Origin of the sequence: Sulfitobacter alexandrii (genome assembly GCF_001886735.1) — a bacterium.
GTDB lineage: Bacteria > Pseudomonadota > Alphaproteobacteria > Rhodobacterales > Rhodobacteraceae > Sulfitobacter > Sulfitobacter alexandrii.
Window position 1 is genome coordinate 3,170,425 of sequence record NZ_CP018076.1, and the last position, 24,362, is coordinate 3,194,786.

A 24,362-nucleotide genomic window follows, 5' to 3' on the forward strand; every position below is an offset into this window, starting at 1 on the left:
GTCATCAGGTGCCCGTCTGATGGTCCGGGCAGTGGTAGGACGTGCGCCCGCCCACTTTCTTCTTCGTGATCGTTCCATCGCACCGTGTGCAGGCCGCGCCGTCATCCCGGCGGTGGATCAGCCAGTCGTCCGGCAGTTTCGAATAGGTTGCACCGGTATCGACCACCGATTGCAGGATCTCGCGCGTGGCGCGGTGCAGGGTGCCGATGCGCTCCTGCGTCAGGTCGCTGCCGCGCGCATCCGGGTCGATCCCGGTGCGGTAGAGTGCCTCGTCCGACCAGAGGTTGCCGATCCCCGCCAGCTTCTTCTGGCTGAGCAGGGCGGATTTCACCGCACCCCGCGTGCGACCGATCGCATCCGCAAAGGCGTTGTCGCCGATCTCCAGCGCATCCGGCCCCAAGCCCTTCGCGGCGATGAAATCGTCCACGTCGTCGATCACCTCGATCCGGCCGAACTTGCGCGGATCGCGGAAATGCAGCCGGCGATCGCCTTCGAATTCGACGGTCAGCCGAATGTAGTCGGGCAGCTCGTCTCCGGCGTCCATGACCCGCAATGACCCCGACATGCCGAGGTGAATGTGCAACCACGGGCCGTCCACGCTGCCGATGAAGATGTACTTGCCGTGCCGCCGGGTGCGGGTGAACTGCGTGCCCATCAGCCTTTCGCGGGACGCCTCGTCCGGCAGGTCCATATGCGTCACCTCGCCCAGCGCGAAACCCGCGATGGTACGATGCAACGCGCCGGACTCCAGCCTTGCACGGGCGGCCTCGGCTTCGGGCAACTCGGGCATCAGCCGGCCGTCAGGCTGGCGTGGATGTCCATGGCAGCGTCCCGTCCCTGGGCGACTGCCGTCACCGTCAGGTCATCGCCACCGGCCGTGCAGTCACCGCCGGCCCAGACGCCGGGCAGGCTGGTGCGGCCCTTCTCGTCGGTCTTGATCTTGTTGACCGACAACTCGGGCAGATCGCCGTCCACGAGCCGTTGGCCGATTGCCCGGAACACCTGATCGGCGGAAAGCTTCAGCCGCTGGCCGGTGCCCTTCATGGCATCGTCCACGTATTCGAACTCGATCTCGCGGACGGCCCCGTTGCCATGCAGCGCAACGGGGACGGCATGGGTCACGATCCGGACACCCTTGGACGCCGCCAGATCCTGTTCGAAGGGGCTGGCATTCATCCGCTCCCGGCCGCGCCGGTAGACAAGCGTAACGTTCAGCGCGCCCAGAAGCTTGGCCTGCACCGCCGCGTCGATGGCCGTCATGCCGCCGCCGATCACGACCACGTCGCGCCCGACGGGCAGCGCCGCGAGGTCACCTGCCTGCCGCAGGTCCGAAATGAAATCGACCGCGTCCATCACCCCGTCGCGGTCCTCGCCTTCGGCACCCAGCGCGTTGACCCCACCCAGCCCGAGACCGAGAAAGACCGCGTCGTATTCGGCCCTGAGGGCTTCGAGGGTGACATCGCGGCCCAGCGCGCGTTCATGTCTGAACGCGATGCCACCGATTTGCATCAGCCAGTCCACCTCGGCCTGCGCGAACCCGCCGGGGGTCTTGTAGGCCGCGATGCCGTATTCGTTCAGCCCTCCGGGCTTGGGCCGTGCGTCGTGGATCACGACGTCATGCCCCAGCATCGCAAGCCGGTGGGCGCAGGACAGGCCCGCCGGCCCGGCCCCGATCACCGCCACCGTCTTGCCGGTGGGCGCCGCGCGTTCGAACGGGTGCACGCCCCGAGCCTGAAGGTGGTCCGTCGCAAAACGCTGCAGCTGGCCGATCAGCACCGGCTTGCCTTCGGCCTTCTCGCGCACGCAGGCCTGTTCGCAAAGTTGCTCAGTCGGGCAGACCCGCGCGCACATCCCGCCAAGGATATTCTGGCTCAGGATCGTCTTGGCCGCCGCGTCCGGCGTTCCGGTCGCGATCTGGCGGATGAACAGGGGAATGTCGATGTCCGTGGGACAGGCCGTGATGCAGGGCGCGTCGTGGCAGAAATAGCACCGGTCCGCCGCGACCAGCGCTTCGTGGTGCGCCATCGGGGGATGCAGGTCCGAAAATTGCGCCTCGTAGTCTTCCGGGCTCAACCGCCCCGACTGGATTCCCGGTTGAAACACGTCTGAGGTCATCTGGCTCACCTTGCATTGGCTGGGTCTGACAAAAACTCTGCCCCAGAGATATTTTTTTATCAAGCGGTCAAATTATTTCATTCCGGTGAAATTTCATGCGCAGGGCACCGCCAATTGTGCCGATGCCCGCAAAGGCACTTGCTTTTCACTGGAAAGCTTTCAATATCGCAACTGCTGCACGAACGACTTTCGACACTCCCTGCCTTCTGGCGCTGGAACGATCACGACTTCGTCCGAGCCACGCTGCCGCATTCCGCGGGCAGAAAAAGACAGGAGGACGGGCCCATGGCATCCGGCACCGTAAAATGGTTCAACACCACCAAAGGCTACGGCTTCATCGCGCCTGACGGCGGTGGCAAGGACATCTTCGTTCATATTTCAGCGGTCGAACGCGCCGGGCTGACCGGCCTCGCGGACAACCAGAAAGTGACGTTCGATGTGGAAGCGGGCCGCGATGGCCGCGAAAGCGCGGCGAACATCGCGCTGGCCTGATCACATCAGCCAGACAAGAGAAGGCGGGCGCTTCGGGCGCCCGTATTCAATTCCCGCCCATGCAAGGACAGGGTCGGTGCGCGGAACCTGTTCCCGACCGGCGATCGGGATCTGTCCGGGGATCGCTCAGGGCGCTGTCCAGTCGCCCCCCCTTGCTTCGAGGATGTCGAGACTGCCCTCCGGCCAGGGCCGCAACAGGGGGTCTACCGCCCCTGCCGTTCCGGTCAGCCAGGTCCCGATCTGCTCCTTCTCCAGCAGGACCGGCATCCGGTGGTGTACCGGCGCGACGTCGCCGTTCGGCGGACAGGTCAGGGTGGCCACCTGCGCCACCTCCATGCCGCCCGGCGCACGCCACAGGTCGGTGATCGCCGCGAAATAGAGAAAACCCCCGCCTTTCGGCGTGATCCGCCAGGCCGTCTTGCGCCGCTTCTCGCCCGTCCATTCGTACCAGCCGTCCACAGGGACCACCGCCCGGCCTGTCCCCGCGAAAGCGGTCTTGTCGAAAACGGTTTCGCTGCGCACGTTCACGATCGTTTCCATCACCGGGCGCCCCCGCGCGTTCACCCGGCCCACCGGGATGATACCCCAGCGCATGTGGCAAAGTCTGTCGTGAGTCAGTGTGACGATCTGCTGGCCCGGTGCCACGTTCGCCCGCGGCGGCTCATCGACCAGCGCGCCGACAGGCACCTCCAGCGCAGCGGCGAGCGCGGACATCGGCGAGGTCAGGAACAGCCGCCCGGTCAAGGGTCAATCCGCCTCGATCCGTTCGATCAGGGCCTGAACCTCGGGGCCGACACGGGCCACGATGCGGCTGACGCCCTCGGCATTGGGGTGGATCCCGTCGGCCTGGAAATATTCCCGCAGTCGGGCAGGATCGGCGGGGGTGTCACCTTCTGTCAGGCCTGCAAAGAAGCTGCCCAGAAACCCGGTGTCGTACGCCTCGGCAAGGTCGGGGTAGATCGCGTCGAACTCTGCCTTGTAGTCGGGGCCGTAGTTCCCGGGCGCCTCCATCCCGATCAGCAGCACCTCGACCTCGGCGTCCCGTGCCGCCTGCAGAATGCCGTCAAGATTGGCGCGCGCCTGATCGGGCGCCAATCCGCGCAGCAGGTCGTTGCCGCCCAGCGCGACGATCAGCCCGTCCACCTCGGGCGTGAGGGTCCAGCCCACGCGGGCGAGCCCCCCGGCGGTGGTATCGCCGGACACCCCCGCGTTGATCAGTGTCACCTCGTCCCCCTGTGCGCGGAGCCATCCTTCCAGCTGCGGTACAAAGCCTTGCTCCGCCGGAAGCCCGTAACCCTGCGTCAGACTGTCGCCCAGGGCCGCGATCACGACGTCCTCTGCCGCTACGGCGTGGCCCCAGACCAGAACAATCCCCAGCATCGCCTTGCGCATCACCATGACAACTCCATATCCGTAGAGACCCCGCAGAAAGGCCCCGACGTGAATGACAACGTGTTCCACCTCCAAGATGTGCTTTTGTCGCTCAAGGGCAATGCCGGACCGGTCGATATCCTCCGCGGCATCTCTCTCGACGTGGCGCCCAAGGAAAGCGTCGCCCTGACCGGACCGTCCGGTTCTGGGAAATCCTCTCTCCTGATGGTCATGGGCGGACTGGAACGCGCCACCGGCGGCACCGTGCGGGCCCTGGGCGAGGACCTGACCGCAATGAACGAGGACGCGCTGGCGCGCTTCAGGCAGGGCCGGATGGGGATCGTGTTCCAGTCCTTTCACCTGATCCCGACCATGACCGCGATCGAGAACGTGGCGACACCGCTTGAGCTTGCGGGTCTTGCCGATGCGTTCGACCGCGCCCAGGAGGCGCTGGATACCGTGGGGCTGGGCCACCGCACCAACCACTACCCGGCACAGTTGTCGGGCGGCGAACAGCAGCGGGTGGCGCTGGCCCGCGCCTGCGCGCCACGCCCCGCTATCCTGCTGGCCGACGAACCCACGGGCAACCTCGACAGTGCCAACGGAGCAGCCATCATGGACCTGCTGTTCTCGCTCCGCGACCAATACGGTGCGACGCTCGTGCTGGTGACGCACGACCCCGTACTGGCCGACCGCTGCGACCGCGCCATCGCGTTGGCCGACGGGCAGATCGCATGAGCCTTGCGCTCGCCGCCCGTTTTGCCCGACGCGAAATGCGCGGGGGCCTGCGCGGTTTCCGGCTGTTCCTTGCCTGTCTCGCGCTGGGGGTTGCCGCGATCGCCGCCGTCGGCTCCGTCCGCGCGGCCATCGAGGCGGGCCTCGCGCGCGAGGGCGCGGCCCTGCTGGGTGGCGATGCCGAACTGGATTTCACCTACCGTTTCGCCACGCCCGAAGAACGGGCCTGGATGACCGAGCGGTCCGTCGCGCTGTCAGAGATCGTCGAATTCAGGTCCATGGCGGTGGCGGGCGAAGACCGGGCCCTGACCCAGATCAAGGGAGTGGACGATGCCTATCCGCTCGTCGGCCAGATGCGGCTCGACCCCGACCTGCCGCTGTCGCTTGCCCTCGCGACCGAAGACGATCTGCCCGGCGCGGTGATGGAGCGCGCGCTGTCCGACCGGCTGGGCCTTGCGCCCGGAGATGTCTTCCGGCTCGGCACGCGGGACTACCGGTTGAACGCGCTGATCCTGCGCGAACCCGACAGCGCCGCCAGCGGTTTCGCCCTCGGCCCCCGCACCCTGCTCAGGCGTGACGCGCTCGAGGGATCCGGCCTGCTGTCGCCCGGGACGCTCTACAACAGCAAGTACCGGCTGAAACTGGCCCCCGGCACCGATCTTGCGGCGCTCGAGGCGGAAGCCAAAACCAGGTTCGAGAATGCGGGCATGCGCTGGACCGACTCGCGCAACGGCGCGCCCGGCGTCGCCCGTTTCGTCGAACGGCTGAGCGCCTTTCTGGTGCTGGTAGGGCTGTCCGGCCTCGCGGTCGGTGGCGTCGGGGTCTCGGCCGCGGTGCGGTCCTACCTGCGGGGCAAGACCGGCGTGATCGCCACGCTGCGGGCCCTCGGAGCGGACCGCGCGACGATATTCCAGACCTATTTCATCCAGATCGGCGCGCTGTCGCTGCTGGGCGTTGCCATCGGCGTTATCCTTGGCGGGCTCGTGCCGCTGCTGCTGTCCCCCGTCATCGCCTCCCGCCTGCCGCTGCCGACAAGCTTCGCGCTCTACCCCGCGCCGCTGGCCGAGGCGGCGATCTACGGGCTGCTGACAGCGCTCGCCTTCACCCTCTGGCCCCTCGCCCGCAGCGAGGACGTGCGTGCCGCAACCCTGTTTCGCGATGCCTGGGCCGGCGCGCGTTCGCTGCCCGCCGCGAAATACCTCGCCTCCATCGCGGTGCTGGCCGCGGCGCTGGTCGGCCTTGCAGGCTGGTTCAACGGGTCGTGGCGGCTGACGCTGTGGACACTGGGCGGGATCGCGGGCGCTCTCGCCCTGCTGATGCTGGCCAGTCTTCTGCTGCGGGTGCTCGCCCGTGCCGGGGCCCGGCTGGCACGGGGGCGCCCGCGCCTTCGCTGGGCCCTCGCCGCGCTCGCCGGACCGGGCGAAGGCGCCGGCGCGGTGGTCCTGTCGCTCGGGCTGGGCCTGTCGGTGCTGGCGGCGGTCGGCCAGATCGACGGCAACCTGCGCAAGGCCATCGCCGGAAACCTGCCCGACGTCGCGCCCTCCTATTTCTTCGTCGACATCCAGAAGGACCAGATGCCCGGCTATACCGAAAGGCTGGAAAACGATCCGGCGGTCAGCCGGATCGACAGCGCCCCGATGCTGCGCGGCGTCGTGACGAGGATCAACGACCGCCCCGCGCGGGAGGTGGCCGGCGATCACTGGGTCGTGCGGGGGGATCGGGGGGTCACCTACGCCGCCCGCCCCGCCGCCGACGCGAACATCACCGAGGGCGCCTGGTGGCCCGAGGACTACGATGGCCCGCCGCTGATCAGCTTCGCCGCCGAGGAAGGCGCGGAGATGGGCCTGAAGCTGGGGGATACGCTGACGATCAACGTGCTCGGCCGCGACATCACCGGCACCATCGCGTCGTTTCAGGAAGTCGATTTCTCCACCGCCGGGATCGGCTTCATCCTGACGATGAACCCCGCCGCGCTCGAAGCCGCGCCGCATACCTTCATCTCGACCGTCTACGCCGAACCGGAGGCCGAAGCCGCGATTCTGCGCGACCTTGCAGGTGCCTATCCCAACATCACCGCGATCCGCGTGCGCGACGCCATCGACCGCGTGTCGGCCGTGCTGTCGAGCCTTGCCGCCGCGACGTCCTACGGGGCGCTGGCGACCCTGCTGACCGGGTTCGTCGTGCTCATCGGCGCGGCCGCGGCAGGCGCCGAGGCACGGCGCTATGAATCGGCCCTGCTCAAGACGCTGGGCGCGTCCCGCCGCGCCATTGCCGCCAGCTTCATCCTGCGGGCCGCGCTGCTCGGTCTCTTCGCGGGCAGCGTGGCCTTGCTGGCAGGCATCCTGGGCGGCTGGGCGGTCAGCCGTTACGTGATGGAAACGGACTTTGTCGTGATCTGGTCCTCTGCCCTGCTGATCGTGACCGGGGGGGCATTGGCATCGGTCCTGGCAGGCCTCGGCTTTGCCTTGCGGGCGCTCAACGCGCGGCCCGCACAGGTGCTGCGTGCGCGGGAATGACCCAAGGCCGAAACCACGTCTTGCACATGCCCGGCAGGATCGGGCAAGGCTGCACCAGAAGCAAAGGATCGAGCCATGTCTGACACCCTGCCCGCACACCGCCCCCCTGCCCTCAGCCCCGCGCAACGCACCAATGTAATCAACATCCTGCGCCGCGCTGCCCGGGCCGAGATCATGCCCAGATACCGCGGCCTGACGGCGGCGGACATCGACACGAAAACAGGGCCCGAGGATCTGGTGACCGTTGCGGACACGGCGGCCGAGGCGATGATAACCCGCGCCCTGCAACTCGCGTTCCCCGGCGCGCTCGTCATCGGGGAAGAGGCCGTGGCAAAGGATGCCAGCCTGCTCGACCGGATTGCGGGCGCGCCCCTGTGCTTCATCGTGGACCCGGTGGACGGCACCTGGAACTTCGCGCGCGGTCTTTCCGTCTTCGGCATCATCCTCGCGGTCACGCAGTACGGCAAACCCGCCTTCGGCCTGATCTACGATCCGGTGATGGATGACTGGGCCATTGCCGACGACCGGTCACCGGCGCAGATGCAACACCCGTCGGGCAAGGCGCACGACCTGCATGTCAGCGGGGGTGGCGACCTGGCCGACCTCTCGGGCTATATCCCCCTGTACCTGTTCAAGGGTGATCGACGCGACAAGCTGGCCGCCGCCATGGCCCGCTTCGGGCGCGTCGACAACCTGCGGTGTTCGGCGCATGAATACCGGATGCTGGCGCAGGGCCATATCGACTTTCTCCTGACCGAGAGCCTGAACCCCTGGGACCATGCGGCGGGCGTGCTGATCTGCCAACAGGCCGGTGGCCACGTACAGATGCTGGGCGGCGGCGACTACGATGCCACGCTGCGAAAGGGCCATATCCTCGCCGCGCCTGACAAGGCGACATGGCAGCGTCTGGCCAAGGTCTTCGACTTCCTGCTGCCGAAGGACGCCGGTTCGGCCGGTTGAGACGCGGGAACTTTTGCGCCGCCCCGGTGTTTACTTGCCATCTGAACGCCCGATCTGCCCCGGGCTCCTATAGATGGAGAAATAAGATGCTGAAAGCAATTCAGAAAACCTGCATCGCGGCGATTGCCGTAACTGCCGTCAGCCTGCCCCTGCATCAAGCCTCGGCAGGTTCCTATTCCGGCCCCGTGAAGATGGCCGTGCGCAACGACATCAACAACACGGGTGGCGTCAACGTGCCCCGCGGATACTACCCGCCCGCAGGGTCGTGCCGCCTGTGGTATCCCGACCGCGCGGCGACCGCGCAACCGGCCATCGGCAGCTGCAACGTCGACGTTCCGCTTGGCGCCGTCCTGCTGCTCGGCTGAGCTGTCCCGACAGTCTGACATCGACGAGAACGGCCACCGCAACGGTGGCCGTTTTTTGTTTCCGATTGACGGCCCCAATGGGGCCCAGAGCTATTCCGCGGCTTCCGCGTAGGCCTCGAGAGGGGGGCAGGTGCAGATCAGGTTCCGGTCGCCATGGACATTGTCCACCCGGTTGACCGGCGGCCAGTACTTGTCCACGCGGAAAGCGCCCGGAGGGAAACATCCCTGTTCGCGGCTGTAGGGGCGGTCGCCCCATTCGACGACCAGATCCTCGACCGTGTGCGGCGCGTTCTTGAGCGGGTTGTTCTCGCGCGGCATCTCGCCCTTCTCGATGGCCGCGATCTCCTGCCGAATGGCCAGCATCGCATCGCAGAAACGGTCCAGTTCCGCCTTGGTCTCCGACTCGGTCGGCTCCACCATCAGGGTGCCGGCCACGGGCCAGGACATGGTCGGTGCGTGGAACCCGCAGTCGATCAGGCGCTTGGCGATATCGTCCACGGTGACACCGGCGCTTTCATCGTAGAGACGCACGTCGATGATGCATTCATGCGCCACGCGACCCGAGGGCCCCTTGTAGAGCACGTCGAACGCGCCTTCGAGCCGCTTGGCGATGTAGTTGGCATTCAGGATCGCGACCCGGGTCGCCTGGGTCAGTCCTTCGCCCCCCATCATCAGGCAGTAGGACCACGAGATCGGCAGCAGCGAGGGCGAGCCGTAAGGCGCCGCCGAGACCGCCGCGCCGCCCTCGTTCGGGTGCCCCGGCAGATGCGGCGTCAGATGTGACTTCACCCCGATCGGCCCCATGCCGGGGCCGCCGCCGCCGTGCGGAATGCAGAACGTCTTGTGCAGGTTGAGGTGGCTCACGTCGCCGCCGAGGTCGCCGGGCCGCGACAGGCCGACCATCGCATTCATGTTGGCGCCGTCGATGTAGACCTGTCCGCCGAACTCGTGCGTGATGCGGGTCACCTCCGTGACCGTTTCCTCGAACACGCCATGCGTCGAGGGATAGGTGATCATGCAGGCGGCGAGGTCATCGCCCGCGGCCTCTGCCTTGGCGCGGAAATCGTCGAGATCGATGTCGCCATTGGCCGCGGATTTCACCACGACGACCTTCCAGCCCACCATCTGCGCGCTGGCCGGATTGGTGCCATGGGCGCTCATCGGGATCAGGCAGATCTTGCGGTGCCCCTGGCCCTGTGCCTCGTGGTAGGCGGCGATTGTCAGCAGTCCCGCGTATTCGCCCTGTGCGCCGGAATTGGGCTGCATGGATATCGCATCGTAACCCGTGATGTCGCACAGCTTGGCGGACAGATCGTCGATCATCTCCTTGTAGCCGAGGGCCTGATCCGCGGGCGCATAGGGGTGGACCAGCGAGAATTCACGCCAGCTGACCGGCATCATCTCGGCTGCCGAATTGAGCTTCATCGTGCAGGAGCCGAGCGGGATCATCGCCCGATCCAGCGCCAGATCCCGGTCCGCGAGGCGGCGCATGTAACGCATCATTTCGGTTTCGGCGCGGTTCATGTGGAAGATCGGATGCGTGAGGTAATCCGAGGTCCGCAGCATCTCTTCCGGGACACGGTACTCCGGCGCGAAGTCGCTGTCCTTCTTGACGATTCCGAAGGCCCGCCAGATGGCTTCGATGATGGCGGGCTGGGTGCGTTCGTCCAGCGAGATCCCGACCCGGAATTCCCCCACGCGGCGCAGGTTGATCCCTTCGTCCACGGCCGATTTCATGACCGCCGCCTGCAGGGGGCCCACGTCGACGGTGATCGTGTCGAAGAAGGCCTGCGGGTCCACCTTGAACCCGGCTTCCTCCAGCCCGCGGGCCAGTCGCACGGTCTTGCGGTGAATGCGTTGCGCAATCGCCTTGAGGCCTTCGGGACCGTGAAACACGGCGTACATCGACGCCATGACCGCCAGCAAAGCCTGCGCGGTGCACACGTTGCTGGTCGCCTTCTCGCGGCGGATGTGCTGTTCGCGGGTCTGAAGCGACAGCCGATAGGCCCGGTTGCCATGCGCGTCGATGGAGACGCCGACGATCCTGCCCGGCATGGCGCGTTTGTAGGCGTCCTTGCACGCCATGTAGGCCGCGTGCGGCCCGCCGTAACCTTCGGGCACGCCGAACCGCTGGGTACTGCCCACGGCAATGTCGGCCCCCATCGCGCCCGGCTCCTTCAGCAGGGTCAGCGACAGCGGGTCGGCCGATACGATGGCGATGCCCTTGTGTTCGTGCAATGCCGCGATGCTGTCGGTGAAATCGCGCACGTGGCCGTAGGTGCCCGGATACTGGAAGATCGCGCCGAAAACCTCGGACGCGCCCATCTTGGCCGGGTCGCCCACGATCACCTCGATCCCCAGCGGCGCGGCGCGGGTCTTCATCACCGCGATGTTCTGGGGGTGGCAGTCACGATCGACAAAGAACTTCACCGCTTTCGATTTCGACACCCGCTGCGCCATGGTCATCGCCTCGGCACAGGCCGTCGCCTCGTCCAGCAGGGACGCGTTGGCGACCTCCAGCCCCGTCAGGTCGCAGACCATGGTCTGGAAATTCAGCAACGCCTCCAGCCGGCCCTGGCTGATCTCGGGCTGGTAGGGGGTATAGGCGGTGTACCAGGCCGGGTTCTCAAGGATATTGCGCTGGATCGCCGGTGGCGTCACGGTCCCGTGGTAGCCCTGCCCGATCAGGCTGGTCAGCACCTTGTTCTTCGACGCCACCTTGCGCAGGTGTTCCAGCACCTCGCGCTCCGACTTGGCCTTGCCGAAGTCGAGCCCCCCTTTCATCCTGATGCCCTTGGGCAAGGTATCGTCGATGAGATCCTCGAGCGATCCGGCTCCGACGACCTTCAGCATCTCCGACATTTCGGCCGGGGAGGGCCCGATGTGACGGCGGTTCGCAAAATCGTAAGGCAGATAGTCTGTCGGCTTGAAGCTCATCGCGGCCTCCTCGTTCTTTCTGGCAATCAGGTTATCCCGCCGGACGCGCCAGCGGTCAGGGCCGCGTCAGCCGATGAATTTCTGGTACGCGGCTTCGTCCATGAATTCGTCCATCTGGGACGGATCGCTGATCTTCATCTTGAAGAACCATGCCTCCCCCTGCGGATCCTCGTTGACGAGGCTCGGATTGTCCGCGAGGGCGCTGTTGACCTCGGTGATCTCGCCATCCACGGGCGCAAGGATGTCCGAGGCGGCCTTGACGCTCTCGATCACCACGACCTCGTCGTCCTTGCTGACGACCGTGCCTTCATCGGGCAGTTCGACGAACACCACGTCGCCCAGTTGCTCGGCCGCGTGAATGGTGATGCCGATCACCATTTCGCCGTCTTCCTCGCGCAGCCATTCATGCTCTTCGGTAAATTTCATTGTGTCTTCCCTGTTGTCTTCAACGTTTGAAATTCGCTGCAACGAAAGGCAGCTTTGCCACGGTGAGGGGCAGTCTCTTGCCTCTGACCTCGCCCCACAGAGGCGTGCCGACCGCGGCCCGCCCCGTCTCTACATAGCCCATCGCAACCGGCGCCCCAAGACTTGGGCCGAAGCCGCCGGAGGTCACGCAGCCGACGCGATCGCCGCCTTCCGCGGCATCGAAAATGTCGGTCCCTTCGCGCATGGGCGCGCGGCCTTCTGGCAACAGCCCGACCCGCTTGCGCGCGGCGCCCCTGTCCATCTCGTCCATCACCGTTTCCGTGCCCGGATACCCGCCCGCGCGGTCGCCGTCCGCGCGACGCACCTTCTGGATCGCCCAGGTCAAGGCAGCCTCCACCGGGGTCGTCCCGGCGTCGATGTCGTGACCGTACAGACACAGCCCCGCTTCAAGCCGCAGCGAATCCCGCGCGCCGAGCCCGATGGCCTCGACGCCGTCCTGTGCCAGAAGGGCGCGGGCCAGCGCCTCCGCCTGATGATCGGGAACCGACAGCTCGAACCCGTCCTCGCCCGTATATCCGGAACGGGACGCCCAGACCGAAACCCCGTCGAGGTCGAGATCGCACACGTCCATGAAGGCCATGTCCGCCGCGCGGCCATCCATCCCGGCAAGCACGGCTTCCGCGCCGGGCCCCTGTACCGCGATCAGCGCCCGGTCCGTCAGGGGCGCCACGCGCACGCCGGGTTCCAGCGCGGCCTTCATCCGGCTGATATCGGCGTCCTTGCAGGCCGCGTTGACCACCACGAAGAGGTCGTCGCCCCGACGGGCGAACATCAGGTCATCCTCGATCCCGCCTGCGTCGTTGGTGAAAAAGCCGTAGCGCTGCCTGCCGTCGGCCAGACCCAGCACATCCATCGGCACCAGGGTCTCGAAGGCGCGGGCGACCGCGTCCCACGATGGGCCCGACAGCATCACCTGCCCCATGTGGCTGACGTCGAAAAGACCTGTGGCAGCCCGGGCGTGCTGGTGTTCCTTCATCACGCCCAGCGGATACTGCACCGGCATGGCATAGCCGGCGAAGGGCACCATCTTGGCGCCCAGTTCCACGTGCAGATCGAACAGCGGCGTGTGTTTCAGATCGTCCATCGGCGCGGCACCTCTTCTGCTTGCCGCCTGTCCGAGTGGATCAATCCGGCATCTTTCCCCCGCATGTCGCGGTCCAAGATGCCCCCTCTGTCCTTTCGCCTGAGATCGTTATCCCTTCGGCGGGTGCGCGCGGCACCACTCTCCAGAGTGTCGATATCCTGCACGGTCCCTGTGCCTGAGAGTTTCCGGGGCGGTTGCTCCTTCGGCATCGGATGATCCGATTCTCCCGTGACGGATGCCCTTTCGTAGGCCGAGGGCAGACCGCGCGTCAAGCGGGCTTGTATGCGCGGGGCATCAATGGTCTCTTGCGCCCAAATTGACGGACCCGGACACATGACACCCTACTTCTTCGGCTATGGCAGCCTCGTGAACCGCCAGACCCATGACTACCCCGATGCCCATCCCGCCCGCCTGCGGGGCTGGCGGCGTGCGTGGGTCCGGACGGCGGTGCGCGACCTGGTGTTCCTGAGCGTCATCGAAGATCCCGATACCACCATCGACGGGCTGATCGCGGCAGTCCCGGGTGCCGACTGGGCGGCGCTGGACGCCCGCGAAGCCGGCTATGCGCGCGTGTCCTCGGGTGGTGCCGTGATCCATCCGATCAGTCCCGCGCCGGACATCGCGCATTACGCGGTGCCCCCCGCCGATACCGGTGTGCCGGGCGATCATGCCATCCTGCTCAGCTATCTTGATGTGGTCGTGCAGGGTTTTCTGCACGAATTCGGGGAATCGGGCGTGCAGGATTTCTTTGACACCACGGACGGCTGGGAGACGCCGGTGCTGAACGACCGCGCCGCCCCCCGGTATCCGCGGCACAAGGTGCTCACGGCAGACGAGACCGCGCTGGTGGACGATCACCTCGCCCGGCTATCGGCGCGCGTGGAATAGGGTCATCAGCCGGCCCTCACGGCCAAAGATTTCCTGCCCCTGCCGTTCCGGCTTGCCCCCCCGCGCGATGCACCGCAACGCCATGATCCAGGCGACGACGCCGAACACCGCCCCGGCCAGGGATTGACCGATCAGCACGCCGGGCGCGCCGCCTAGCGCCGCGCAAAGCCAGACCAGCGGGATGAGGGCCACGGCGTTGCGCCCCCAGTTGGTGACGGTGGACAGGAACGGCTGGCCGAGGTTGTTGAACACCGCGTTCGCCACGAACAGCACGCCGGGAAAGAAGAACGCCAGCGACAGCGGACCACAGAAAAGGAAGATCAGGTCGCGCGCGATGCCGGTCGCGCCGAACAGGTCGGCGATGGGCGCGCGCAGCACGAACAGGATCGCGGAAACCCCGAGGATCACCGCGGCGACAAAGATGATGGCAGCGTTGAAGCCGCGGCGCACCCGCGCCATGTCGCCCGCGCCGTAGTTCTGGCCGATGATCGGGCCCACCGCCCCCGAAAGCGCAAAGACCACCGCAAAGGCCACCGGGATCAGCCGCGCGACCACGGCCATGCCCGCCACCGCCTCTTCGCCGTAGTCGGCCATCGCGCGGGTGACATAGGCCTGTCCCACCGGCGTCGCGATCTGTGCCAGAATCGTGGGAAAGGCGATGGCGACGACCGGCACGAAATCGCGCAGCAAACCGGCGAAGCGTGGCCTTACAATGGCGTCGTAGACGGTGACCAGCGGCCAGATCGCCGTGCCCGCGATGGCGACCCGGGCCGCGAACGAGGCGGCCGCCGCCCCGGTCAGTTCGAGCCCGAAACCGAAGATCAGGATCGGATCGAGAACCGCGTTGACCACTCCGCCCACGATGGTCGCCATCATGGCTCGCCGCGCGTCGCCGTGGGCGCGCAGGATGGCGGACCCCATCATGCCCACCATGAGGAATGGCACCGAAGGCACGACCACTTCGAGGAAATGCACGGCAAGGGCGGCTGTCTCGCCTTCTGCGCCCAGCAGGGACACGAGCCGGGGCAGCGCCGACCAGACCACCGCCGAGAAGACGAGGCCGAACAGCAGTCCGTAAAGCAGCGCATGGGTGGCGCGTTCGCGGGCCAGCGCCGGTTCGTTCGCGCCAAGCGCCCGCGACACGAGGGCGCCCGCGGCGATGCCCATCCCGATCCCGAAGGACGCGGTGAAGAACAGGATCGCCCCGGCATAGCCCACCGCCGCGGCCAGTTCGGACTTGCCCAGCATCGAGATGAAGATCATGTCGACGAAATCGACAAGGAACACCGCCATCAACCCGACAGAAGACGTAAGCGCCATGACCGCGACGTGAACGAAGAGGTTGCCCGTCAGGAACTTGGCCGGCGCGCCGTCGGCCATGGCAGGCCCGCCGCGCCCCGAGGGGGCGTGACCGGCCCGCCGGGCGGGCATCATCCGCGCGCCTTGACGACCCGCAGCAGCGGCATGACGTTGGCCATTTCTGGCCCGTGCTCCTGCCCGGTCAGCGCCAGCCGCAGGGGCCGGAACAGCGCGCGCCCCTTGCGGCCCGTCTTTTCCTTGACCTCCGCGGTCCAGGTGGACCAGGTCGTCTCATCAAAGGGCATCGGCGGCAGCAACGCCATCGCCTCGGCGACAAAGCTTTCGTCGCCCTCCTCGATCACCGGGTCGGCGCCGTCCCGGAACATCTCCCACCAGGGCTTCAGGTCGTGCAGCGTTTCGATGTTCTCGCGGGTGACGGACCAGAACCGCGTCGCCTGGTCCGCCGGCACACCGATGTCCGTGATGCTGTCCGCCACGTCCTCCGCCGACCGCGTCTGCAGGTAGCGGCCCGTGAGGGGGAAAAGGTCGCGCACGTCAAACTTCGTTGGGGCGGAGCCGAACCGGTCGATGTCGAAACCCTCGATCAGCGTGGCCATGTCGGTCCGCAGCTCCACCGGGTCGGAGGAACCGAGCCGCGCCATCAGGCTGAGCAACGCGAAAGGCTCCACCCCCTGCTCGCGCAGGTCGCGCAGCGCGAGCGTGCCAAGCCGCTTGCTCAACGCCTCGCCCTGCGGCCCGGTCAGCAGCGAATGATGCGCGAAAGCGGGGTGATCGTGACCCAGCGCCTGCATGATCTGGATCTGGGTCGCGGTATTGGTCACGTGGTCGGATCCGCGCACGACGTGGGTCACGCCCATGTCCGTGTCATCCACAACCGATGCCAGGGTATAGAGGATCTGCCCGTCGCCCCGGATCAGCACGGGGTCGCTCACGCTGGCCGCATCGATGGAAATGGCGCCGAGGATTCCATCCTCCCATTCGATCCGGCTCTGGTCCAGCTTGAACCGCCAGACGCCATTGCCCCGCTCCGCGCGCAGCGCGTCTTTCTGGGTGTCCGTCAGGGCCAGCGCGGCACGGTCGTAGACCGGCGGCTTGCCCATGTTCAGCTGCTTCTTGCGCTTCAGGTCCAGTTCGGTCGGCGTCTCGAACGCCTCGTAGAACCGCTCCTTGGCGCGCAGTTCGTCCGCGGCGGCGTGGTACCGGTCCAGCCGCTCGGACTGCCGCTCGACCCGGTCCCATTCCAGCCCGAGCCACGTCAGGTCTTCCTTGATGCCGTCGACGTATTCCTCTTTCGACCGCTCCGGATCGGTGTCGTCGATCCGAAGGATGAAGGTGCCCCCCGCCTTGCGCGCGATGAGGTAGTTCATCAGCGCCGTGCGCAGATTTCCCACGTGGATGTAGCCGGTGGGGGAAGGGGCGAAACGGGTGACGGTATCGGCGGCCATGCTGTTCTCCTTGGACCCCGGTCAAGTGTCACAGGGCGGCATGTTTGTCTAGGGTCGGCACCATGGCCACCGGCCGTGCCGCATCCGCGCTCTGACGAAAATATGATCGCGCGCGCGACCCGTCTGCATGGGAAATCGCCGCCGCGCCGCTACCTCCATCGCAGTTTCAACAGATAACGGAGGACCAATACATGCAGAACACGTTCAGAATGTCCCGCCGCAGCGCGCTTGCAGGGGCTGCCGCCCTTCCCCTTGCCGCGATGGCCACCACCGCGCGGGCGAGCGCCCCGATGGCGGGGGCCGCGATGCCACAGTTCCGGCGCGTCACGCTCGGCGGCTTCGACGTGACCACGATCCTCGCGGGGACACGCACGGTCGAGTCGCCCCACGACATCTTCGGCCAGAACGTCGATGACGAAACCTTCGAACAGGTGTCGCAGGCCGCGCATATTCCGGCGGACAAGGCACAGTTCTTCTTCACGCCAACGGTCATCAACACCGGCAGCGAACTGGTGCTGTTCGATACCGGCACCAACGCAGACGGCACGCTGGCCGGGTTGCAGGCCGCGGGATATTCAGCCGACCAGGTGGATGTCGTGGTGCTGACGCACATGCATGGCGATCACATCGGGGGCCTGATGCAGGGCGACTCCCCGACCTTCCCGAACGCACAATACGTCACCGGACAGGTGGAATTCGACGCGTGGTCGAGCATGGACAACGAAGGTTTCAACACCAAGGTCAAGCCGCTGGCGGATCAGATGACCTTCCTTCAGGACGGCGGTTCGGTCGCCTCGGGCATCACGGCGATGGCGGCCTTCGGCCACACGCCGGGCCACATGGCCTACATGATCGAATCGGACGGCAAGCAGCTTGTTCTGGGCGCCGATTTCGCCAACCACTACGTCTGGTCGCTGGCCCATCCCGACTGGGAGGTGCAGTTCGATCAGGACAAGGCAGCGGCAGCCGAAACGCGCCGCCGCCTGCTGGACATGCTGGCAGCGGACGGCATCCCCTTTGTCGGATACCACATGCCGTTTCCCGCCTTCGGCTACGTGGAGAAACGCGACGACGGGTTCGCCTACGTGCCCCACAGCTACCAGCTGATGCTCTGAGCATCTCCCGGCCGGCATGACGCGACCGATTGCCGGCCGGTCAGCGATGCGCCTCAAGCTCGCGGGCGAGCGTGGCCACCAGTTCGGCGGCGGGAAGTGTCCGGGCCAACGGCGCGCCCTGTCCCGCCCACTGGGCACCGAAACCGTGTTCGCCGGCCGCCTTGGCTGCGGCGTTCAGCGCCTTTCCCGCGTCGTAGGCGATCGGGTAGGCCGGCGGCGTACCGTGCCGGGCGACGCTGTCTTCGGCGGTAAAGCGGTTCTCCAGCGCGCGTGCCGGACGGCCGGAAATCACCGACGTCAGCCTCGTGCGGTAACCGCCGGGACCGTGCAGCGCGGCCCTGTACGCGGCATCGGCGGCTGATTCCGGGCAGTCGATGAAGGCGGTGCCCAATTGGGCGGCGACTGCGCCCAGCCGCAATGCAGCGGCGATTCCCGCGCCGTCCATGATACCGCCTGCAGCGACGACGGGCATGTCCAGCTCCGCCGTCAGCAGGCGGGTCAGCGCAAGGGTGCCGAGTTGCGGATCGGGCGCCCGGCAGTCGAAAACGCCCCGGTGGCCCCCTGCCTCGATCCCCTGCGCCACGATCCCGTGAAGGCCCGCCGCCTTGATCCTGCGCCCCTCATCCGTATTCGTCGCGGTCGCCAGCAAGGTGATGCCCGCATCGCGCAGCGCCCGGACCGCCTGCGCGCCGGGAAGCCCGAAGTGAAAGCTGACCACGGCGGGCCGGGTCTCGATCAGGAGCGCCAGCAGGTCGGGATCGTCGTCGAAGCTGCGGTATATCGTGCGCAGCCGCGCGGGTGGGGCCGCGTCGAATTCGGCGAACAGCGGGTGCAGAAGGTCCAGCCAAGCCTGCTCCGCTTCGGGGTCGGGCTGCGGCGTTTCATGGCTGAACACGTTGACATTGAACGGCCCATCCGTCGCGGCGCGGGTTTCGGCGATCATTTCCGCCGACCCGGCGGCATCGGTCGCCCCGACGCCGATCGCCCCCAGTCCGCCCGCGTTCGACACCGCCGCCGCGAGCTGCGGCGTGGAGACACCCGCCATCGGTGCCTGAAAGATGGGAAGTCGAAGACCGAGCGCGTCCATCATCGGATCACCTGTCGCTGTTGCCCGGCCCACGCGACCGCGGGCGTCAGTTGTCCGTGGCCGGGGCGGCCTCGGCGGGCGCGTCGTCGCTCGGCGGCGTCTCGGCGTCCGTCTGCTCTGCCGCGGTCGCGGTTTCGGATGCGGCCTCGCCGGTGGTGGCGTCGGTCAGGGCGCCGTTGTCCCAGTCGCCGCTCGCTTCCTCCCCGCTGGCATAGCGCATGGTGCCGGTGCCCTGTCGCTTGCCCGCCTTGAAGGTGCCCTCGTAGACGTCGCCGTTGGCATAGGTCGCGATGCCCTGCCCCTCGATCTCGCCCCCGGTCCATTCGCCATCGTAGACAAAGCCGTTGGCCATGGTGATCTTGCCGCGGCCATGCCGCTTGCCGTCCTGGAAATTGCCTTCGTAGACGGTCCCGTCCGGGTAGGTCGCGGTGCCCATGCCGTGGCGCTGGCCGTCTTTCCACATCCCCTCGTAGCGGTAGCCGTCAGCGTAGGTCATGACGCCTTGCCCGTCATTGCGCGCGTTGGAAAACCCGCCTTCGTAGACGACACCGTTGGGATAGGTCGCGCGGCCCTCGCCCTCGATCACGCCGGCCTCCCATGCGCCTTCGTAGGTGGAACCGTCTGGATAGGTGATCTTGCCCTGGCCATCCGCCAGATCGTCGCGGAACTCCCCCACGTAGACCGATCCGTCGGGGTATGTGACCTGCCCTTCCCCCGAGATCTGGCCGTCCACCCATGAGCCCGTGTAGACGTAGCCATCCGCCCCCGTGAAGGTGCCCTGCCCGTGGCGGCGATCATCCTTGAAGCTGCCGACGTAGGTATCGCCGTTGGCGTAGGTCACCTTGCCCTCGCCCTCGCGCCGACCGGCCACGAGATTGCCCTCGTAGACGTCGCCGTTCGGCTGCGTGAGCGTCCCGGTGCCCTCGATCTGACCGTCCTGCCAAAGACCGACGTAGACGAGGCCGTCCGGCATCGTCAGCGTGCCTTCGCCGTTCCGTTTGCCCGCCTCGATCGCGCCCTCGTAGACGGCGCCATCGGGATAGGTGATCGTCCCGGTGCCCTGCTTGACCCCGTCGATCCAGTCGCCCTTGTACTCGTAGCCGCCGGGGCTTTGCATCACGCCCTTGCCGTGGTGCTTGGCATTGCGGAAGCCGCCTTCGTAGCGGACACCGTTCGCATAGATCGCGACACCCTGCCCCATGATCGCACCGGCTTCCCAGTCGCCCTCGTAGGTGCCGCCGTCCGCAAAGGTGATCTTGCCGAAGCCGTCCGGCTTGCCCTTTGAGAAATTGCCCTCGTAAACCGATCCGTTGGGAAAGCGCGCGGTGCCCTCGCCCTTGATTTCGCCGTCTTCCCAGTTGCCTTCGTACTGGTAGCCGTTGGGCAGCGTGTAGGTGCCCTGCCCATGTTGCAGCCCGCCGCGGAATGTCCCTTCGTAAACGCCCCCGTCGTCGTATTGCTTGGTCAGAACCTGCCCGTCCTGCGCCCAGACGGGCGCGGCGCACAGCGAAAGACACAAGATCAGTGAACGAAAGGACATCGGCATACCTGTCTGATTGCATCGCGGTCAAAGCGGGATCGTTGGCAAGCCTAAGCAATGGGGGTAGGAGGGGCAATCGTCTTTTGTGCCGGCACCGCCGCGTCGGCGGTTTCACCGCGACCCGCCCGCGAGGTCCTTTGGGCTTTTCCCCCCGGCCCGATCTGCTACATCCGGAACGGAACAAACCGCAAAGGCATGCACATGGCAGACCGTTTCCGCATCACCCTTGGCCAGCTGAACCCCACGGTCGGCGACCTTGCCGGCAACGCCGCACTGGCGGCACAGGCATGGTCGGAAGGCAAGGCAGCCAACGCGGACCTCGTCGCCCTGCCCGAGATGTTCATCGCCGGCTACAATGCCCAGGACCTGGTGATGAAGCGGGCCTTCCAGCTCGACGTGATGACCCATGTCGAACGGCTGGCGAAGGAGTGCGCGGACGGACCGGCGCTGGCCATCGGCGCCCCCTGGGCCGAGGGGGCGGAGCTTTTCAACGCCTACCTGATCCTGAAGAACGGCAAGATCGCCAGCCGCGTGCTCAAGCACAACCTGCCGAACGAGACCGTCTTCGACGAGGTGCGCGTGTTCGATTCAGGCCCGCTGGGTGGCCCCTACGCCGTGGGCAACACGCGGGTCGGCAGCCCCATCTGCGAGGACGCGTGGCATCCCGAAGTCTCTGAAACGCTGGCAGAGACCGGGGCCGAATTCCTGCTGGTGCCGAACGGATCGCCCTACTATCGCGGCAAGCTCGACACCAGGATGAACATGATGGTCGCGCGGGTGATCGAGACCGGTCTGCCGCTGATCTACCTGAACATGGTGGGCGGGCAGGACGATCAGGTGTTCGACGGCGCGTCCTTCGCGCTGAACCCGGGCGGCAAGCTCGCGATGCAGATGCCCGCCTTCGACGCACAGGTGCACCACGTCGACCTTGAACGGGGGCCGGACGGATGGCGCGTTCTGGAACAACCGCTCGCCTCCCTGCCCGACGCCTGGGAACAGGACTACCGGGTCATGGTGCAGGCGCTGCGCGACTACATGGGAAAGACAGGCTTCAAGAAGGTCTTGCTGGGATTGTCGGGGGGAATCGACTCGGCGATCGTTGCGACGATCGCCGTCGATGCGCTCGGGGCCGAGAACGTTCGCTGTGTCATGCTGCCGTCGGAGTACACGTCACAGGCCTCTCTCGACGATGCCGAAGCCGTGGCCAAGGCGCTCGGGTGCCGCTACGACTACGTCCCGATCAAGGAGGGACGACAGGCCATCACGAACACCCTCGCCCCCCTGTTCGAGGGCCGCGATCCGGACCTGACAGAGGAAAACATACAGTCCCGCCTGCGCGGTCTGCTGCTGATGGCGCTGTCCAACAAGTTCGGCGAGATGCTGCTGACCACCGGCAACAAGTCCGAGGTCGCGGTGGGCTATGCCACGATCTACGGCGACATGGCGGGCGGCTACAATCCGATCAAGGATCTCTACAAGACACGCGTGTTCGAGACATGCCGCTGGCGCAACGCCAACCACCGCGACTGGATGATGGGCCCGGAAGGGGCCGTCATCCCCGAGAGCATCATCACCAAGCCGCCAAGCGCCGAGTTGCGCGAGGACCAGAAGGACAGCGACAGCCTGCCCGACTACCCCGAACTGGACGCGATCCTGAACATCCTCGTGGACCAGGACGGTTCGGTCGCCGACTGCGTGGCGGCGGGTTTCGAACGCGAGGTCGCGAAGAAGGTCGAGCACCTGATCTACATCAGCGAATACAAGCGGTTCCAGTCCGCGCCCGGCCCGCGCCTGACAAAAGGGGCGTTTTGGCTCGACCGGCGCTATCCGATCGTGAACCGCTGGCGCGACCCCTCCTGACCCCGAAGGACGTCAGTACTGCCAAGGCGCCACGGAGGCGATTTCGTCGTCGGACCAGCCGAAGTGATGCGCGAACTCGTGGATCGTGACATGCGCGATCAGGTCGTCGATCTCGACATCGCCCCGCGCCCGCCATTCGTGCAGAATGGGCTCGCGGAACAGCCAGACGGTGTCGGGTTCATGGGCCATGTCCATCACCGATTTATGCGTCATCGGAATGCCTTCGTAGAGCCCGGTCAGCCCGGTAGGCTCCGGTATCTCAAGTGACGCCAGCATCTCGTCCGTGGGCCAGTCGGTCACACGCAGCAGCACGTCGCGCGCCGCGCTCCGGAACGGGGGCGGAAAGTCTTCGACAGTGCGGCGTGCAATGTCCTCGAAACGGTCGAGATCGGGAATGTCAGCGGTCATGATCGCAGATATGGGCCGCAGGCGCGTGAAGTAAAAGGCCCGCGGCCCCTTCTGCAAATTATCACAGGGGGTGTGCGTTGCCGAGCGGAACGAACTGGTCTCTGTGTCATTTTACATTCGTATGTCCAATCCAAGGAGCACCTCATGAGCACCCCCAAGATCGCCGTCATTTTCTATACCACCTACGGCACCAACCATCAGATCGCGCTGGCCGCCAAGGAAGCCGCCGAAGCCGCCGGGGCCGAAGTGCGCCTGCGCCGCGCCGCCGAAACGGCACCGCAATCGGTCATCGACGGGCAGGAGGCCTGGAAGAACCAGGTGGAAAAGATGCAGGACATTCCCGAAGTCTCGCACGATGACATGACCTGGGCCGACGGATACTTCTTTTCCTTCCCCACGCGCTACGGCAACCTGCCCAGCCAGATGGCCGCATTCATCGACACGCTTGGCCCGCTCTGGCAGGAAGGCAAGCTGGTGAACAAGACGATCACCGCGACAACGTCCGCCCAGACAAACCACGGCGGTCGCGAAGGCACGATCCAGAACCTCTACAAGTCCGCGATGCACTGGGGCAACATCATCGTCGCACCGGGATACGCCGACGAGGTCAAGTTCGAGGACGGCAACCCCTACGGCTACTCCGGTACAGCGGGCAAGTTCGACGATCTGGGCCAGAAAGCCGTCGGCTTCCAGGCGCGCCGTCTGGTCGAGATCACCGGCAAGCTGATCGACTGAAGCAGTTTCCGGGGCCGCCCTTCACCGGGCGGCCCTTTTTCAGCGTGCAACGGGCTTGTGAATTGAACACCGCAGGCTTCCGTGCCTAGGGTGAGCCATGCGCATCCTTGCTCTCCTGCTCGCCATCATGTTGGGAACGCCCGCCCTGTCCTGCGGTGCGGATACCGACTGTGTCGTGGGTGACCGCATCTACCGCATCTCGATGCCCGAAGGCCACGACGGCCAGACGCCGGTGGGCGCGCTGGTGTGGTCGCATGGCTACCGCGGGTCCGCCGCCGGGGCCATGCGCAACGGCAGCCTCAGACGCATGCTGTCCGACGCGGGCCTCGCGCTGATCGCGGCCCAAGGGGTCGATGGGACGTGGGATCTGCCGCATGGCCCGCGCACGTTCGACAGTACCGGCGCCGCCGAATTCGCCTATTTCGATGCCGTGATCGCCGACGCGCAAGACCGGTTCGCCATCGATCCCGACCGGATCGTTGCCGCCGGCTTTTCCGCGGGAGGGATGATGGTCTGGAACCTTGCCTGCAGCCATCCGGCCGCCTTCGCCGGTTTCATCCCCATGTCCGGGACATTCTGGCTGGAACCGCCCGAAACCTGCCAGACGCCTGTTTCCTCCATCATCCACATTCACGGCGACGCGGACAAGACAGTTCCGCTGGACGGCCGCGCGATCGGAGAGACCCGGCAGGGCAAGGTGGCGGATGCGCTGGCGCTCTACCGGGAGTTCGGCGATTTCGGCATGGCGATGGCCGTCAGCTACGAAGACCTGACCTGCGACATCCGATTGGCCCCGTCGGGCGACGTGCTGGATTTCTGCCTGTTCCCCGGCGGTCATTCCTTCCGCACGGAGCATCTGCGCTACGGCATCGAACGCCTCAGGGCCGCCGGCCAGCTTTAGCG

Annotated in this window: 22 protein-coding genes and 1 riboswitch; of the genes, 10 read left to right on the forward strand and 12 right to left on the reverse strand. The window is 66.5% G+C overall.

The features are described 5' to 3' along the window. Positions 1–4 precede the first annotated feature (4 nt). Positions 5–790, reverse strand: a complete 786-nt coding sequence (locus tag BOO69_RS15500; protein WP_071972993.1) for an Fpg/Nei family DNA glycosylase — start codon at positions 788–790, stop codon at positions 5–7. Further along, positions 790–2,115 (reverse strand): NAD(P)-dependent oxidoreductase, encoded by a 1,326-nt coding sequence (locus BOO69_RS15505; RefSeq protein ID WP_071972994.1) that lies wholly within the window; start codon positions 2,113–2,115, stop codon positions 790–792. The genes BOO69_RS15500 and BOO69_RS15505 overlap by 1 nt, the downstream gene beginning before the upstream one ends. Positions 2,116–2,400: 285 nt before the next feature. On the opposite strand from BOO69_RS15505, the gene BOO69_RS15510 reads away from it, so the two are divergent. After that, complete coding sequence (locus tag BOO69_RS15510) at positions 2,401–2,607, forward strand: cold-shock protein (RefSeq protein ID WP_067294005.1); 207 nt, start codon at positions 2,401–2,403, stop codon at positions 2,605–2,607. Positions 2,608–2,733: 126 nt separating this feature from the next. On the opposite strand, the gene BOO69_RS15515 is transcribed toward BOO69_RS15510, so the two are convergent. Together BOO69_RS15515 and BOO69_RS15520 are read right to left on the reverse strand one after the other, a co-directional pair. Further along, positions 2,734–3,351, reverse strand: coding sequence for an SOS response-associated peptidase (locus BOO69_RS15515; protein ID WP_071972995.1), 618 nt, complete (start codon positions 3,349–3,351; stop codon positions 2,734–2,736). A gap of 3 nt (positions 3,352–3,354) precedes the next feature. Beyond that, complete coding sequence (locus tag BOO69_RS15520; protein WP_156874997.1) at positions 3,355–3,999, reverse strand: arylesterase; 645 nt, start codon at positions 3,997–3,999, stop codon at positions 3,355–3,357. A gap of 48 nt (positions 4,000–4,047) precedes the next feature. Here BOO69_RS15520 and BOO69_RS15525 point away from each other — a divergent pair, with 48 nt between their 5' ends. The 4 genes from BOO69_RS15525 (at position 4,048) to BOO69_RS15540 (ending at position 8,554) form a co-directional block, all read left to right on the forward strand. After that, positions 4,048–4,716, forward strand: a complete 669-nt coding sequence (locus tag BOO69_RS15525; RefSeq protein ID WP_071972996.1) for an ABC transporter ATP-binding protein — start codon at positions 4,048–4,050, stop codon at positions 4,714–4,716. After that, the gene (locus tag BOO69_RS15530; RefSeq protein WP_071972997.1) at positions 4,713–7,229 is read left to right on the forward strand and encodes an ABC transporter permease; all 2,517 of its coding nucleotides are present in this window, start codon (positions 4,713–4,715) and stop codon (positions 7,227–7,229) included. Before BOO69_RS15525 ends, BOO69_RS15530 begins: the two co-directional genes overlap by 4 nt. A gap of 75 nt (positions 7,230–7,304) precedes the next feature. Continuing rightward, the gene (locus BOO69_RS15535) at positions 7,305–8,189 is read left to right on the forward strand and encodes an inositol monophosphatase family protein (RefSeq protein WP_071972998.1); all 885 of its coding nucleotides are present in this window, start codon (positions 7,305–7,307) and stop codon (positions 8,187–8,189) included. Between the two features lie 86 nt (positions 8,190–8,275). Then, positions 8,276–8,554, forward strand: coding sequence for a hypothetical protein (locus BOO69_RS15540; protein WP_071972999.1), 279 nt, complete (start codon positions 8,276–8,278; stop codon positions 8,552–8,554). 90 nt (positions 8,555–8,644) lie between these two features. Here the strand turns inward: BOO69_RS15540 and gcvP are convergent, their stop codons facing one another. The 3 genes from gcvP to gcvT all read right to left on the reverse strand — a co-directional run bounded on the left by gcvP (position 8,645) and on the right by gcvT (position 13,061). Next, positions 8,645–11,491 (reverse strand): aminomethyl-transferring glycine dehydrogenase, encoded by a 2,847-nt coding sequence (gene gcvP, locus BOO69_RS15545; RefSeq protein WP_071973000.1) that lies wholly within the window; start codon positions 11,489–11,491, stop codon positions 8,645–8,647. Positions 11,492–11,557: 66 nt separating this feature from the next. Further along, on the reverse strand, positions 11,558–11,917 hold the full coding sequence (gene gcvH / locus BOO69_RS15550) for a glycine cleavage system protein GcvH (protein ID WP_071973001.1): 360 nt from the start codon (positions 11,915–11,917) through the stop codon (positions 11,558–11,560). A gap of 19 nt (positions 11,918–11,936) precedes the next feature. Continuing rightward, a complete protein-coding gene (gene gcvT, locus BOO69_RS15555; RefSeq protein WP_071973002.1) occupies positions 11,937–13,061 on the reverse strand; it encodes a glycine cleavage system aminomethyltransferase GcvT in 1,125 nt (374 codons plus the stop codon). A 153-nt stretch (positions 13,062–13,214) separates the two neighbouring features. Continuing rightward, positions 13,215–13,300: riboswitch (glycine riboswitch) on the reverse strand. A 94-nt stretch (positions 13,301–13,394) separates the two neighbouring features. Here gcvT and BOO69_RS15560 point away from each other — a divergent pair. Continuing rightward, a complete protein-coding gene (locus BOO69_RS15560) occupies positions 13,395–13,949 on the forward strand; it encodes a gamma-glutamylcyclotransferase family protein (RefSeq protein WP_071973003.1) in 555 nt (184 codons plus the stop codon). Here the strand turns inward: BOO69_RS15560 and BOO69_RS15565 are convergent. Beyond that, positions 13,929–15,329 carry an MATE family efflux transporter gene (locus BOO69_RS15565; protein ID WP_071973860.1) on the reverse strand — a complete coding sequence of 467 codons (1,401 nt, stop codon included), beginning with the start codon at positions 15,327–15,329 and terminating at the stop codon, positions 13,929–13,931. The two genes, BOO69_RS15560 and BOO69_RS15565, sit on opposite strands and share 21 nt — an antisense overlap. A 50-nt stretch (positions 15,330–15,379) precedes the next feature. Beyond that, positions 15,380–16,714 carry a glutamate--tRNA ligase gene (gene gltX, locus BOO69_RS15570; RefSeq protein WP_071973004.1) on the reverse strand — a complete coding sequence of 445 codons (1,335 nt, stop codon included), beginning with the start codon at positions 16,712–16,714 and terminating at the stop codon, positions 15,380–15,382. Between the two features lie 191 nt (positions 16,715–16,905). Between gltX and BOO69_RS15575 the strand changes: the two genes are divergently transcribed. Beyond that, the gene (locus tag BOO69_RS15575; protein ID WP_071973005.1) at positions 16,906–17,829 is read left to right on the forward strand and encodes an MBL fold metallo-hydrolase; all 924 of its coding nucleotides are present in this window, start codon (positions 16,906–16,908) and stop codon (positions 17,827–17,829) included. Positions 17,830–17,869: 40 nt separating this feature from the next. Here BOO69_RS15575 and BOO69_RS15580 read toward each other — a convergent pair whose 3' ends face one another. Beyond that, positions 17,870–18,919 (reverse strand): NAD(P)H-dependent flavin oxidoreductase, encoded by a 1,050-nt coding sequence (locus BOO69_RS15580; RefSeq protein WP_071973006.1) that lies wholly within the window; start codon positions 18,917–18,919, stop codon positions 17,870–17,872. A gap of 43 nt (positions 18,920–18,962) precedes the next feature. Continuing rightward, complete coding sequence (locus BOO69_RS15585; RefSeq protein WP_071973007.1) at positions 18,963–20,456, reverse strand: MORN repeat-containing protein; 1,494 nt, start codon at positions 20,454–20,456, stop codon at positions 18,963–18,965. A gap of 201 nt (positions 20,457–20,657) precedes the next feature. On the opposite strand from BOO69_RS15585, the gene BOO69_RS15590 reads away from it, so the two are divergent. Beyond that, entirely contained in the window at positions 20,658–22,316 is a 1,659-nt protein-coding gene (locus BOO69_RS15590; protein WP_071973861.1) for an NAD+ synthase, read from the forward strand. 12 nt (positions 22,317–22,328) lie between these two features. Here BOO69_RS15590 and BOO69_RS15595 read toward each other — a convergent pair whose 3' ends face one another. Next, positions 22,329–22,724 carry a metallopeptidase family protein gene (locus tag BOO69_RS15595; RefSeq protein WP_071973862.1) on the reverse strand — a complete coding sequence of 132 codons (396 nt, stop codon included), beginning with the start codon at positions 22,722–22,724 and terminating at the stop codon, positions 22,329–22,331. 144 nt (positions 22,725–22,868) lie between these two features. Here BOO69_RS15595 and BOO69_RS15600 point away from each other — a divergent pair, with 144 nt between their 5' ends. Both BOO69_RS15600 and BOO69_RS15605 read left to right on the forward strand, forming a co-directional pair. After that, the gene (locus BOO69_RS15600; RefSeq protein ID WP_071973008.1) at positions 22,869–23,459 is read left to right on the forward strand and encodes an NAD(P)H-dependent oxidoreductase; all 591 of its coding nucleotides are present in this window, start codon (positions 22,869–22,871) and stop codon (positions 23,457–23,459) included. 97 nt (positions 23,460–23,556) lie between these two features. Next, positions 23,557–24,360: a CE1 family esterase gene (locus BOO69_RS15605; protein ID WP_071973009.1), complete on the forward strand. Its 804-nt coding sequence runs from the start codon at positions 23,557–23,559 to the stop codon at positions 24,358–24,360. The last annotated feature ends 2 nt before the right edge of the window (positions 24,361–24,362 follow it).